At 45.9% G+C, this 13,647-nt stretch carries 12 protein-coding genes; 7 read left to right on the top strand and 5 right to left on the bottom strand.

What is annotated here, in order from left to right:
- Positions 1-212 precede the first annotated feature (212 nt).
- A complete protein-coding gene (locus tag H6F66_RS03245) occupies positions 213-434 on the top strand; it encodes a Calvin cycle protein CP12 (RefSeq protein ID WP_190418163.1) in 222 nt (73 codons plus the stop codon).
- Between the two features lie 206 nt (positions 435-640).
- A complete protein-coding gene (locus H6F66_RS03240; RefSeq protein ID WP_190418161.1) occupies positions 641-1,243 on the top strand; it encodes a DUF3177 family protein in 603 nt (200 codons plus the stop codon).
- 176 nt (positions 1,244-1,419) lie between these two features.
- On the opposite strand, the gene H6F66_RS03235 is transcribed toward H6F66_RS03240, so the two are convergent.
- Together H6F66_RS03235 and rppA are read right to left on the bottom strand one after the other, a co-directional pair.
- Positions 1,420-1,647 carry a hypothetical protein gene (locus tag H6F66_RS03235; protein WP_190418159.1) on the bottom strand — a complete coding sequence of 76 codons (228 nt, stop codon included), beginning with the start codon at positions 1,645-1,647 and terminating at the stop codon, positions 1,420-1,422.
- Positions 1,648-1,844: 197 nt separating this feature from the next.
- The gene (gene rppA, locus H6F66_RS03230) at positions 1,845-2,537 is read right to left on the bottom strand and encodes a two-component system response regulator RppA (protein WP_190418157.1); all 693 of its coding nucleotides are present in this window, start codon (positions 2,535-2,537) and stop codon (positions 1,845-1,847) included.
- A gap of 431 nt (positions 2,538-2,968) precedes the next feature.
- Here rppA and H6F66_RS03225 point away from each other — a divergent pair, with 431 nt between their 5' ends.
- From H6F66_RS03225 to H6F66_RS03210, 4 genes are all read left to right on the top strand, one after another.
- Positions 2,969-5,023 carry a 5'-nucleotidase C-terminal domain-containing protein gene (locus tag H6F66_RS03225; RefSeq protein ID WP_190418155.1) on the top strand — a complete coding sequence of 685 codons (2,055 nt, stop codon included), beginning with the start codon at positions 2,969-2,971 and terminating at the stop codon, positions 5,021-5,023.
- Positions 5,024-5,282: 259 nt separating this feature from the next.
- Complete coding sequence (hisG, locus tag H6F66_RS03220) at positions 5,283-5,924, top strand: ATP phosphoribosyltransferase (RefSeq protein ID WP_190418153.1); 642 nt, start codon at positions 5,283-5,285, stop codon at positions 5,922-5,924.
- A 14-nt stretch (positions 5,925-5,938) separates the two neighbouring features.
- Positions 5,939-6,172 carry a hypothetical protein gene (locus H6F66_RS03215; protein WP_190418151.1) on the top strand — a complete coding sequence of 78 codons (234 nt, stop codon included), beginning with the start codon at positions 5,939-5,941 and terminating at the stop codon, positions 6,170-6,172.
- A 64-nt stretch (positions 6,173-6,236) separates the two neighbouring features.
- Complete coding sequence (locus tag H6F66_RS03210) at positions 6,237-8,072, top strand: ABC transporter ATP-binding protein (protein ID WP_190418149.1); 1,836 nt, start codon at positions 6,237-6,239, stop codon at positions 8,070-8,072.
- A gap of 314 nt (positions 8,073-8,386) precedes the next feature.
- On the opposite strand, the gene H6F66_RS03205 is transcribed toward H6F66_RS03210, so the two are convergent.
- Complete coding sequence (locus H6F66_RS03205) at positions 8,387-8,854, bottom strand: hypothetical protein (protein ID WP_190418147.1); 468 nt, start codon at positions 8,852-8,854, stop codon at positions 8,387-8,389.
- A 222-nt stretch (positions 8,855-9,076) separates the two neighbouring features.
- Between H6F66_RS03205 and H6F66_RS03200 the strand changes: the two genes are divergently transcribed.
- Positions 9,077-9,238 (top strand): hypothetical protein, encoded by a 162-nt coding sequence (locus H6F66_RS03200; protein WP_190418145.1) that lies wholly within the window; start codon positions 9,077-9,079, stop codon positions 9,236-9,238.
- A 65-nt stretch (positions 9,239-9,303) separates the two neighbouring features.
- Here H6F66_RS03200 and H6F66_RS03195 read toward each other — a convergent pair whose 3' ends face one another.
- A complete protein-coding gene (locus H6F66_RS03195) occupies positions 9,304-10,026 on the bottom strand; it encodes an alternative oxidase (protein ID WP_190418143.1) in 723 nt (240 codons plus the stop codon).
- A 205-nt stretch (positions 10,027-10,231) separates the two neighbouring features.
- Entirely contained in the window at positions 10,232-13,261 is a 3,030-nt protein-coding gene (locus H6F66_RS03190; protein ID WP_190418141.1) for an SMC family ATPase, read from the bottom strand.
- Positions 13,262-13,647 lie beyond the last annotated feature (386 nt).

The raw sequence follows: 13,647 nt of genomic DNA, 5'->3' as shown, positions 1-13,647 counted from the left end.
GTTGTGTATACTGGCACATCGGTGAGGGATAAATGACCAAATCTTAAAAGATAAAGATCAATCCAGTGCTGGTACTGCATATTCAGATATGACAAGTAAGGAATCATTGAAATAACTGAGTAAGTTAAGTAGTACACCTGACTGGATGCCGCCAAAGGTCGATATTCACCAGGTTTCCTGAACTGAAAGAAGAAACGGGGACTAATAAAGTCATGAGCAATATCCAAGAACAAATCGAACAAGAACGCGATCAAGCCCGGGCTGTTTGTGATGCCAAGGGTGACACTTCCGGTGAGTGCGCTGCTGCGTGGGATGCCGTTGAAGAACTGCAAGCAGAAGCGTCTCATAAGCGTCAACAAAAACCGAAAAACTCTCTTGAGCTATACTGCGACGATAATCCGGACGCTGCTGAGTGCCGCATTTACGAAGAATAGATTTAACGTGGTGCTAAACGCCGCTATTCCGGCATAGTTCTGAGATATGAGCAAGGAGAACGTCTAACAAGGGCGTTCTCCTTGCTTGTTTTTTGGGTGCGTTATGCTGTAGCGCGATCGCATAGAGACTCTATGGGCATGGTGCAAGGTGTTAATGGCAGGTAGAATAAATTGGTAAAAATCGCCATTTCTGCCATACACCGCCCATGCAAAATGACATCTGGTTTCGACCGCTAGTTTGGATGGACTACCGACTGGGAGTGTTGTTTACTGTTATCATCCCCCTGATTCTGCTCATTTGGGCTTTTGTCCAGAGAGCTGATGCAATTGTCCGCTTGTTAATTATCTACTGGCGCGTCTCTAGTTTGATGGCGATCGCACTTTACCTGATGATTCCTGCATGGCCTATTGCTTTTGTGGCTTCTTTCGGATCTCGCCTTCTGGTTCCCGTCTCTCTCTGGTTTTGGGAAGATATCAACGATGACATTGATGATCGGCCCCTGCGTCCTTTGAAACTAGCGCTAACAGCATGGCGTTGGGCTATCACTGTTTACCTCACCTTAGGCGCGTTAGCTTTTCTACCTTTCCTTTCTTGTGCATTTTCCCCTGGATCGATTAAGTCTCCATTTTGCAATGTCTGGTTGGAAGCCCCCAGACTTTACAAACAGTTTTTCCACTCCGGTTCCACAACTTCACCCCAATTTTTAGGTTTTCTAGGAATGGTAGGATTGATAATTTATGTATTGTACTTGAGCTATTTTGTCCTGATTCGACTAGGCAAGCAAGGACGCTCGGCTATGGAGCAGTAATCAAAGAAGTAAAAATTAAAAATTAAAAATTTAATATATTTTTTTAATTTTTAATTTTGTCAATGTTGGGTGAGGTTCCTCAAACGCCACGCCATTCAACGCGGGGAACACAGCGGAGGGGGCAGCTCCCCAACCTATACTAAATGTTTAGTTTGATTAGTTTTACACTAAGCTAATTATTCAAGTTTCAGGCTGAAAAAAGCAAAACCATGATCGTTCTGCGTCACTAATAATAATAGAATTATTAAGCCAGCAGTAACTAGAGTAGTCCACAAGGCATAGGGATTTTTTCGAGTTAGCCAGCCCAGAAGGAATGCTAAACCTATAAACAGAATACTCGTAAAAATGATATCTAAATTTCTCAAGTTCCAAGCTATCAATGGATCTTTAAAATCTTCAGGCATATCAACTCTGTTTTTTGTAATTTAATTTTGAGCTATTTTCATTGTAGTCAAGATAAATAGACAACTCAACAATTAAAGGCATTTCCTTGTAGAGCATTATTTAGATTATATTTTTATAAAAATTTATACTAAATTACGACTTCAATACAGCGATCGCAATCCCGTAGGAAGAATTGAACAAGCGCGATCGCTATTGTTCAACTGCCATCGCCAAAACGATAACCTTTGCCATAAACAGTATGAATTAGTGGTGTTTCCCCAGATGCTTCAATTTTGCGCCGCAACAGGCGAATTAAAGCTGCTAAAACGTTGCTGCTCGGCTGTTCTCCGGAATCCCACAAATGGTGATAAATTTGGTTATGAGTTAGCAACTGCCCAGAATGACGCATAAAATAGGCAAGCAGTTGGCTTTCTTTTTCCGATAGCTCAATGGTGCGTCCTCGACGATACGCCAGCTGGTTGTCGCAGTCAAGCTCTAAATCTGTTACATGAAGTATATTTGATGCTGATGGTGCTATAGACGCATCAGCAGCAGAACGTCGCAACAAAGCGCGAACTCTTGCTAATAACTCCCGCAGTTCAAACGGCTTCACCAGATAATCATCAGCACCCGCGTCCAACCCCAGAACTCGGTCGTCTAGAGTATCTTTGGCAGTGAGAAACAAAACTGGTGTAGTAAGTTTAAGCGATCGCATCTGCTGACAAATCTCCAACCCAGTCATTTGCGGTAGCATCCAATCCAAAATTAGCAAATCGTAACCGCCTTGCATTGCCATCTGGCTGCCATCTGCGCCATTATAAGCCACATCAACACTGTACCCCTCACGATTAAGTAAGCGAGAAAGCGGTTCAGCAAGCTCAATTTCATCATCTACCAAAAGAATCCGCATAATTAGCTATGGCAATTTCTTTATGAATCATAAAATTTTCTTCTTCCGAAACGTATAGGATGCCTCGAAAAAAGGACAGACTCGCCACAACCTATAAAGGAATTGCTTATCAGCTTTCAGCTACTTTTTCTGACCCACTGAGTATAAAAACTGACAATCCGTTTAATATATAAAGCTTTTGTGAAGCAGTCGGCTATTTATATGAAGATTAAGTAAATATTAAGTTTATTAATCTCTTCTTTACTAGAAGTTTATCAGATATTCAGAACTAACTCGTACAAATACGTATAGGGTATTTGCTTAATCTTTATTAATCTAACCCCGAAAAAGTGGGAAGAAATTGGAGCAACCCAGAGGGCGCGATCGCTAATAGGTAGCGACCCAACCTACCCACTTGCAGAAACCTAAGTAATTGAAGGGAAATAAATAAAATGTTTCAGCAACTTTCTGGTGGCAAGCGCTGGTTGCTAGTATCCAGCTTGAGTTTAACCAGTGCCTTAGTATCCACCACAACACACGCCCTAACACTCAACCTGCTGCACTTCAGCGATGCCGAATCCTCCCTGCTAACCCGGACTGGCACTGTTTCCCCAACGACCACGCCACCGACCACATTTGAGTATAGTGGCGTTGGCTTGTTTGCCGATTTAATCGATAGGCAACGCAACGCCAGCAGCACAGACTTCGACCTACTGGTGACAGCTGGAGATAACTACTTATCAGGGCCGCAATTCCAGGCAAGCCTAAGCCTCCCAGAAGGGCAGCAATTCTACGATGCAAAAGCACTAGAACTATTTAACATTGATGTCGGTGGCATCGGCAACCACGAATTTGACTTTGGCCCAGATGTGCTGGCTAGATTCATCGACCCGGAAGGCGATGGTACTGGTTTCCGTCCCTTCGTCTCCTCCAACCTGATTATTCCAGACAACAATCCCCTCAAAGGATTGATTCAGCCCAGCACCATTGTCACCAAGACCGTTAATGGAGTGCAAGAGCGCCTTGGTGTTGTAGGCGTGACAACCCCATTACTGCGCTCAATTTCCAGCCCCGAAGATGTGGAGACAATCGGTGACGTCGTAGGTACTCCTGGTTTTGCCGCCTTAGCCAACCAGGTGCAGACCGAAGTTGACAAACTAACTCAGCAAGGCATCAATAAAGTTGTATTGGTTTCTCACCTCCAGAACATCAACGAGGAAAAAGCTCTAGCAGGTCTACTCAAAGACGTAGACATCATCGTTGCAGCTGGCAGCGATACTCGTCTAGCAAATCCAGATGACCCTTTGCTGCCCCTTACCGGAGAAACACCAGTTCCCTCTTACCCCCTGGTCTATGACTCCAACACTGGCACACAGGTCAACAGTCTGGCGGCGGTAACGGGCGAACCAGTGCTGATTGTTTCCACAGATGGCGAATACAAATATCTGGGCAACTTGCAGGTAGAGTTCGCTGATGGTAGGGTTACAAGCATTCTAGAACCAGAAAGTGGCCCCAAGCGCAACACAAGTCTAGATGGGCTGGCTCCTCGTCAAGATTTGGTAGAGCAAGTTCAGAACCCAGTTGCCGCATTTGTTGATAGGCTGAAACAAACACCAGTTGGAGTAACGAATGTCCCTCTGGACAGCATCCGTACCAATGTTCGTGCCAAAAGTACGCTTGCTGGTAGTTTGATTGCTGATGCTGTGCGTGATGCTGCCCGCGATGGTGCAGAAAGTGTAGGTTTAGATCCAGAAAATATTTTAGTAGGCATTCAGAACGGAGGTGGCATTCGCAACGATCGCCGTTTCTTGCCCGGTGATACGATCTCAGAGTTTGACACTTTCGATGTTCTGCCCTTCTCGAATTTTGTCTCAGTAGTTACAGACATCACAGCGTCAGAACTGCTGGAAATCTTAGAAAGAGCCGTTTCTGGGCAAACTGCACCCGATGTGGGTGGTGGCGGTCAATTCCTCCAGCTATCCGGGTTAGAGGTTGTTTATGATGTTACCAGCCCTGCTCAGGTGGTGACTGCGGATGGCATCATTACTACTCCCGGCTCGCGCATTCAGAGTATCTTCCTCGATCCTGACAATGACCGGACGGGACAATTCCTCTATGATGTGGCTCAGGGTGGCTTCCTGCTAAACTCTGACCAAGGACTCTTCGATCTGGCAACAATTAACTTTACCGCCAACGGTGGGGACAACTTCGCAACTCTGGCGAATATTCCTCAAAATCGCAAGTTCACGCTCTCAGGTGTTACTTACCAGCAAGCTCTGGAACAGTATATCCGCGGAAATCTGGGAGGCACAATTGATGAAAGCGATATTAAGAGCGGTGAAGGCATTCGTGCCCGCGATGTCTCATCCTTGGTTGCTCCTGCAACTGGGGGCCAGGTAATTGTACCTGGTGATGGCAATGGTGTTTCCGTACCAGAACCGACTACGCTACTAGGTTTAGTGGCAGTTGTAGGGCTTACTCGCCTGAAGCGTCGTAGGGCTAACTGAGTCACAATGCCCTTCACCCCCTTCTCCCATAATCAGAGAAGGGGAGCCAGAAAAATATTTTAGAGTTTTCTTTTTACCCTTTTTCGGCAAGAGCCGAGGGGTGAGGGGCGAGAAACCCAACTAAAATAAGGGAGAGGATAGGTAGCGCGATCGCGCTACCTATCCTCTAAGTCTTAAATCACTGCCATTCTTCTTAAGAGTGACGGTGCAAAGTGTCAGCTTTCAGCTACCATTTTGCAGGACGTTTACTGCACTATTCATGATTACCGTTGCATTGCCTAAAGGCGCACTCTTATCTGATAGCATTCGACTGTTCCAATCTGTCGGACTCGATTTTAGCGCCTTTCAAGATTCTGCCAACCGCCAACTTCAGATCGAAGATCCCACAGGTACCGCTAAAGCACTACTGGTACGGGCGCAAGATGTCCCTGTTTACGTTGAATATGGGCAAGCGCATTTGGGAATAGTCGGCTATGACGTGCTGCGAGAAAAAAATCCCCTGGTAGCTAATTTAGCCGACCTTCAGTTTGGAGGCTGTCGGATGTCGGTAGCAGTACGCGCCGAAAGTCCATACCGCTCTGTGCTGGAATTGCCGCCTCATGGTAGAGTCGCATCTAAGTATGTTCACTGCGCCCACGAATACTTTGATAGCTTAGATTTACCTGTGGAAATCGTGCCTTTGTATGGTTCAGTGGAACTAGGGCCGATTACGGGAATGTCGGAGGCGATTGTAGATTTGGTTTCCACAGGTCGCACTCTACGAGAAAACGGTTTAGTAGAAATTGATACACTATTTGAGAGTACGGCGCGGCTGATTGCCCACCCTCTCTCATATCGTCTGAACGGTGGCGATATTCATAAATGGGTGGAACAGTTGCGAAGCGCAACGTTGAATTGTTAGGAGTAGGCAACTAGATGGAAGAAACTATTAGAATTCGCGCAGTTGACAAAAGTGATTGGAGTTCAGTTGTCGAAGGTTTTGACATTGAGACGATTCAGGACGTATTAGAGGTAGTTGGTGCTGATGGGCAAAAAATAGGCCTCCTCTGCGAAACCGAAGACGGTAATTCTTACATCAACGGACAACCAGAAACTGCCTACATATCTCTCCAGGCAGCTGCCACCGCACTCCTGAAGGGGAAAGAATAAGGTTAGTCATTAGTCATTAGCGATTAGTTAAGGGCTAATGACTGAAGACTAAAGACTAAGGATCATGACTCAATCCCCGCTTCTTTCGGATAATTTGGCAAAACCGCGTCGGCGCGAAAGCGACTGGCGGCTTTTCCTACGACTAGCACCCTATGCGCGTCGCAGTCGTGGTCTGCTAATAATTTCTCTCATATTGTTGCTGCCGCTATCCGTAGCAGGAGCCATTCAACCAATCATAATCGGGCAAGCAATCTCGTTGATTCGCTCCGAACAAGTTTGGCCTTTTCTTAGGGGTAAACCTTTATTAGACGGGATCAATATTCTCTCGCTTTTACTGCTGGTAACAATGGTGGTAAGGCTGGTGTTTACAGCAATCCAAGGTTACACGGTGCAGAAGGTTGGGCAGCAAATTACCGCAGAAATTCGCACCGATTTATTTAACCATGTAACTTCCCTGGCAGTGCGGTTTTTTGACCGGACACCAGTAGGGAGATTGATTACGCGCCTCACCAGCGATGTAGAAGCCTTGGGGGATGTCTTTTCTACAGGTGCTGTTGGGATTGTCAGTGATTTAGTCTCGATTTTGGTAATTGCTATCACCATGTTTGCCTTGCAATGGCAACTGGGATTGATGCTGGTGCTGTTGTTGGTACCAGTAACAGGTTTGATTATTTACTTCCAGCAGGAGTACCGCAAAGCTAATTACAAAGCTAGGGACGAACTTTCTGCGCTTAACTCGACGCTGCAAGAAAATATCGTTGGTGTGAACGTGGTGCAGTTGTTCCGGCGGGAGAAATTCAACGCCGAACTGTTTCGCACTACCAACCAGCGATACATCCGTGAAGTTGATAAAACCATCTTTCACGACTCAGCGGTATCGGCGACCCTGGAGTGGGTTGCTTTGGTAGCGATCGCGGGCGTACTCTGGTTAGGCGGCATCCTGATTATGGGGAAATCCATCAATTTTGGCACCCTATCAGCTTTTGTCCTATATGCCCAGCGTCTATTCGACCCCTTGCGTCAATTTGCTGAAAAGTTCACCGCGCTGCAATCTGGTTTTACCGCTGTCGAGCGCATCACTGATATTCTAAGTGAGCCGATTGAAATCCGCGATTCCGAGTCGTCATTGGCAACGCTCAACGGGCAACGGACAACGGACAACGGACGAAAAGGTGAAATTCGCTTTGAAAATGTCTCTTTCGCCTACAAAAACGATGAATACGTCCTCAAAAACCTAAACTTCACCATCAAGCCTGGTGAAAAGGTTGCTCTAGTTGGCCCAACAGGTGCCGGAAAAAGTTCTATTATCCGTCTGCTGTGCCGCCTTTACGACACCACCCAAGGTCGTATTTTCCTTGATGGAATAAACATCCGCGACTTACCGCAACAAGAACTGCGGGAACACATGGGCGTTATTCTTCAGGATGGTTTTCTCTTTGCTGGCGATGTCAAGAGCAATATCACGCTGGGAGACACTTATTCATTCGAGGAAGTTAAGGCAGCAGCCGAAAAAACCAATGTTGGTAGTTTCATCGAACGGCTGCCTCAAAGCTATGACACCCAACTCAGAGAACGAGGCACTAATATTTCTAGCGGACAAAAGCAGTTGTTAGCTTTCGCCCGTGCTGCTATCCGCAATCCCCGTGTCTTAGTGTTAGATGAGGCAACGGCAAGTCTGGATGTTGCTACAGAAGCTTTAATTCAGGATGCTTTAGATAAGTTGCTGGAAGGACGCACAGCTATTATCATCGCTCACCGACTTTCTACTATTCGCAATGTGGATCGGATTTTGGTGTTGAAGCGCGGGCAATTGGTGGAGTCGGGCAGTCACGAAGAATTATTGCAGCAAGGCGGTCTTTATGCGAGTTTATACAAATTGCAAATGCTGGGAAATGATTAAGGTATAAGGAGATTTCTCCAACCCCCTCTTAAAAAGCCTACTGCGTACACACAAGTGACAGACCTAGCCACCAGCCGCTAAGGGGAGCCGGAGGGAGCCATTTTCAAAGCTCCTTTGGGTGTTGGAGAGGGGTTTGGGGAGTCTGCTGACTTGTGTCTATGCGGTAGCTAACAAAAGGGGGGCTTTTCTCGTTCTCAGTCCCCCGCCTGGAAATGGCGCTACTGTGAGGCTCACATATTCTCAGCTTTCGCGAGGCTTGCGGGAAGCACCTTTAAGAGTTGCGTTCCCAGTCGGAAACTGGGAGGGAGAAAAACTTATTCTTGTACGGAAATGGTGTAATTTCGCCGTTTCCCAGCGTCTATAGAACCCACCCAAATGCGATATCTACCAGCTTTCCAACCCGTATCTTCGATGCTGGCATCCTTACGCGAACCTGTATCGTCGCCACAGCGAATAATATTTGATTGTCCTCTGATGAGTAGAGTTGTGTCTTGTCCTCCGCTGTCTACTTGTATTTTTAGGCGGGGATAATCTTTCTGCAAGACTAAAATATGATCGGGATTTGGCGAACCGTAACCGATACAGGGGTTTTTAGAGCGATCGCGATTGGCAATTGATGTCAGCGAAAAAGAGCCGCCAGTGTAACCTGTGGCAACCCTTCTGGCATTTCTCCCCTCGGCTGACATAATTAAATTATCAAAATTTGCTTCTTTCGCTAAAACGGCTGTAGCGCTTAAGGCTGAGATTAAAGCTAAACTACCAATAACTCTGAATCGTTGCATTGCAGGTACCCTCCTTTTCAACCACGGATTTAATTTTCTACCCGCAGGTGAGTACGAGTACAGATAAGACTACTTACTGTTTTAATCAAGTTTATGCAATTTGCGGTTGGCACAAGTGACACCTATTTGTCTGCCACATTTACAAAGTGTTTCGCCGAAAAAATGCTCAGTGAACCAGAAAGAGAAAGCAATTTTTATATCGCTTTAGTTTAGGAGGGTTTTATGCCACTGGTTATCTTGACTGTGCTAATGTTAACCGCCAGTTGGATATTTTCGCAAATTCTGGTTTTGTGGCCTTTGAGTATCTTAAATTTGGTATCTATACCTAACTGGTTGATTCTTACAACTTTGGTGGTGTTATTCGTCTGGTGCTTTGGGGAATAATATTTTTTAGCCTCTCATCCCCTTCTCAGTGCAAACGGAGAAGGAGATGAATGCTGGAGAATCAGTTAACTTTTAGCAGTGGCTAACTGATACTCAACCTCGGCACCTGATACTTGAGGCAGGAGAACCTTCTGTTCGGTGTAAGGTAGGGAATGGGGACTCTGGAAAGTATTTTGAGCGTCGGTTTTTTGACACGCGATCATGGTTTTGACGTGTTGGTCTTCGTCATCCCGAATGTTGACAAAAACATCATAAAGGTTGTCAACTACAGGCCGTCGAGATTCAGGTACTACACCAGTTTGAAACTCATCAAATAGGTAGAGATCGCCGTCGCGGTAGTAGTGAATTGCTACTTGCGGTGCAGGTTGCGCCTTTAGTTCAGCTTCATGCTCTTGCAAGAACGTCGCGTAGGTATGGTAGGCGTGTTCTTCCACCATTTCCATGAAGTTGTAGGCGGTGCGGGGCGAAACGATGTAAAGTGCTACAACTACCCAGTAGTAAATTAGGGCTGTAGTTCGGGCGAGAGCGCGATCGCTCCAATGTTGGTTCCCACCCAAGGATTCCATAATCAGCAGGTGGTGCAGTTCGTTCCAAGATTCGGCAAAGTGAACTTTCAGCCAGTCAGCTTTTCTCCACCATCCCATACTTTCGTAAAGGTGCAAGACTGACAAAAAGGAAAAGTAGGGGACGCGAGCCACTGTTTCTAATACGTAGAAGCGTTGATAAGGGCGATCGCGATAAAGCGTGTCGATAACAAACACTAGCACGCTAACGAGAAATCGAATCATAAAACCTCTCGCAGGAGTGATAAGAATGGCTGACAATTCAGCCTGGAGGAAGATGTTGTGTTGTTCACTTTCTTTCTGTTACTTTGATCGTAGCGATTCCCATGCTGAAGGGCATCGTCTGAGTGAGCGAATTAGGGTGAGAATACCGAATAGTATAGTTCGGGTGGGGCAAGGTTGATTCCTGCCGGAAACCTGGGGTTAGGTTTTACATCATCAGGCTCAACTGAGAGCCATTCTGGGTTTTATACACTTCGATGCGGGTTTGGAAGGCTTCTTTGAATTGTGGCATATGGGTGACGGTGAGAATGCAGGCGAAGTCAGGAGAGATGGCGTTTATCGCCGCAATTAAGCGATCGCATCCTTCGGCGTCTTGGGTACCAAATCCCTCATCGACAATCAGCATTTGCAAAGCCGTTCCCGCACGTTGCGCTAACATCTTTGCTAACGCCAGACGAATTGCAAAGTTAATCCGAAATGCCTCACCCCCAGAGTAAGTTTCATAAGGACGGGTACCACGAGCATCAGCAATTAAAATATCTAAGGTGTCAATTAATTTTGCCGCTTTTTTAGCTGATGAGCGTCCACTACGTCCGGCTTTTTGAGTTACAAATTGGACGTGTAATTGATTACCGCTAAGCCGAGAAAGTAAAGAATTTGTCTCAGCTTCTAACTGTGGCAACACGTTTTCAATCATCAAAGTTTGGATGCCGTTTTTACCAAAAGCTTGTGCTAATTCTTGATAAACTCGATATTGCCGCTGGGTGGTTACGTGCTGATTTTTGAGTTCTGCGTGTTGAGTGCTGAGTTGTTCGAGATGTTGTTGCTGTTGTTGTAAGCTTCCTAACTGTCGTTGATGGTCATTTTGTAACAGTTGCCGCTGGTGTATCTGCTGTTCTAAATCTCGAAGCTCGCCTTTAGTATCTGGTGTTTGTTGCAATTGTTGAACAATGGCATCCATTTGAGAGGTCATTTGTTGCAAGTCTTGCGATCGCATTTCCAAGGACTGCGCTAAATCTTGCGATCGCTGTCTCACCAGAGGATATTGCTGCTGTGATTGTTGGAGTTCTTGATAGCGGAATTGCCACGCCTGCGCCTGACGCAACGCTTTTCTCAGCGTGTCATGCTGCGATCGCTCATAACCAATTTCCGCCATCTGCTGATTCAGAGCTTCTATCTGTCGAGATAAATCGGAATTGACTTGTAGCTGCTGAATTTGCGATCGCAGATGAGCAATCTTCGCTAATAATTCTGGTTGTTGTGCGTCTATTTGTGCTTGTCGCCGCTGTGCTTGTTTGATTTCTGCTTGTTTAATTTCTGCCCAACGCCAACGATCTACCTCACCTCTAGCTAAGGCATGATCTTGCTCATTATATTTAAGCTGTTGCAATTGTTGGTCAAGGCGGTGCAGTTCTTCTTGTTTATCGGGAGCATAATCGTTGGCAGAAAGCGATCGCTCAATTTGCTCTTTTTCTACTAAAATCTGTTGCAGACGAGCCTGGATTTCAGCCATAGCTGAGCGTTCTGCTGCTAGTTGTCCGCGTTGTTCCCGCAAAGCATCGTAGTTGGCAAGTTCTTGGGATATTTCCTTCAACTCACGAGTCAGCGTCTGTAACTGATACTCGCATAAAGCTATTTGCCCGTCTACATCCCAAATTTGATCTTGAACCGTTTGTTCCTGACTTTGGGTTTTTTGCACTACCAATTGCCAGTGATGTTCATCCAGTGGCCGATCGCACAGCGGACAACTAGAATTAGGATTCTGGATCAATTGCAGCTTTTGAGCTAATTCTGTAAGTTTATTTTCCCATTCCCGCTGATTTGCTTGCAAGCGATCGCGGAAACTACGCTGATGCAATTCTTTTTCATGCACTCGTTCCTGATAAACTCGCTTTTTGTCGAGTTGCTGAATTTGTCCTTCAACCTGCTGTAATGTTTCTTGCAGTTTGGGTTGGCGTTGTTGCTGTTTTTGCAGATCGCGAACTGACTTGCGGAGTTCTTCTAATCTGGCAGATAATCGAGCCTGGACGCGATCTAGTTCCGTTTGCACCTGTGCGCGACGTTGCGCCAGGGGAGCCACTTGCACCTGTAGCTGATCGAGATGACTTAAATAAGCTCGCGCTTGCTGTAATTTTTGCAACCCGGCTTCTACTTCTTCCGTGCGGCTCAAGATTTGTTGTATATCTGCTCTAGATTGCCGCAAAGCGTCAAGTTGCCCTTGCTCTTGTCTGAGTTGTAAATTAAGCTCGTTAATTTGTTCGCTTAGCTTTTGCTGTAGTTTACCGAGTTGTTGTTGGGCATCTTGGTAAGCTTGAGATTTAGAAGTGAGCGTTTCTTCCTGAATTTGCAAGCCTTGAAAATTGGCGTAACCAGCTAAGATTTCGTCTTCTTTTTGGAGTAAATTTTCTAATTGCCGTTGTTGCTGTTGAGTTGCGGCGATTTCTTGCCGATAGCGATCGCAATCTTGGTTAAGATTTTGATACTGCTGCTTGACAAAACTCAGTTGTTGTTCAAAAGTTTGCCGCTGATGCTGTTGGGCAAGCAAACCTTGGGCTTTGCTATTATCAATAGTTTGGGCTTGTTGCAACTCGCTCAACTGAGTTTCCACGGAGGAGAGTTGGAGAGCGATCGCATCCCGTTGTTGCAGTTGTTGCTCTATCGAGAGTAAACTCTGCTCTAACTGCTCCGCCTGCGCTTTATACTGTTTAGACGCATCCTTCGCCTGTTCTGCTAGTTCCTCATACTGAGACAGCTTCAGCAAGTCGGCGAGAATTTGTTTCCGCTCATTGGGACGCTTGAGCATAAACTCGTCCGCTTTACCTTGACGCAGATAAGCGGAATTCACGAAAGTCTCGTAATCCAACTTCAGGTGATGTATTATCATCTGTTGCGTCGCCCGCATTCCTCGCCCAGTCAAAGAGCGAAAATCGTTGGAACTCTGTACCTGAAATTCTAGAGATCCACCCTGTCCCCGCTGACGAGTCCGAATCACCCGATAAGTTTGCTGATTGCATTGGAAAGTGAAATCAACGCGAACTTCTTTAGCGCCAGCATTGATAGCATCATCTTCCGTAGCTGCACGACATTCTCCCCAAATTGCCCAGGTGATAGCCTCTAGAAGGGAAGATTTACCCGCACCATTAGAACCACAGATGCAGGCTGTATGCAAGCCGCTAAAATCTAAATTTGCCTCGCGGTAGCTGAGGAAGTTTTTGAGAACCAGTTGCAGTGGGATCATTCAGGGTAAAGCGCCGTACCTCTTATTTAGAAATAGCAGTACATCTGCACTATTGCCTAGTTTAACGGTTGAAAATAGGATTTTTGCGATAAATTTGCCAATTTGCTCTAAAAATATTTGCCAAATAGAATTTAAGGGCTATAAAAACGAAGCCTTGTCTTCTATTTTTTCCTGCATCATCCGCGAAGCAGCTTCGATGATTTCTCAGCGTTCTTCGGTTGTCATCTGTTTGGGTGCTGCCAATATTTCTGTTTTTGTCATAAGTTTTCTTGGTCAGGAGTTACGCAGTTGAACTGAAGATGCGGTAGAAGGAAGGAATGAATTGTTAGCTTCCATCGTTTCCAGTGCCTCTATGTGAACGTTGAACTGAAGATGCGGTAGAAGGA

Source organism: Trichocoleus sp. FACHB-6 (assembly GCF_014695815.1).
In the GTDB taxonomy this organism is placed as follows: Bacteria; Cyanobacteriota; Cyanobacteriia; order Cyanobacteriales; family FACHB-T130; genus Funiculus; species Funiculus sociatus.
Note: the sequence above shows the minus strand (reverse complement) of the source record. Positions and strands in the feature narration are given on the sequence as shown.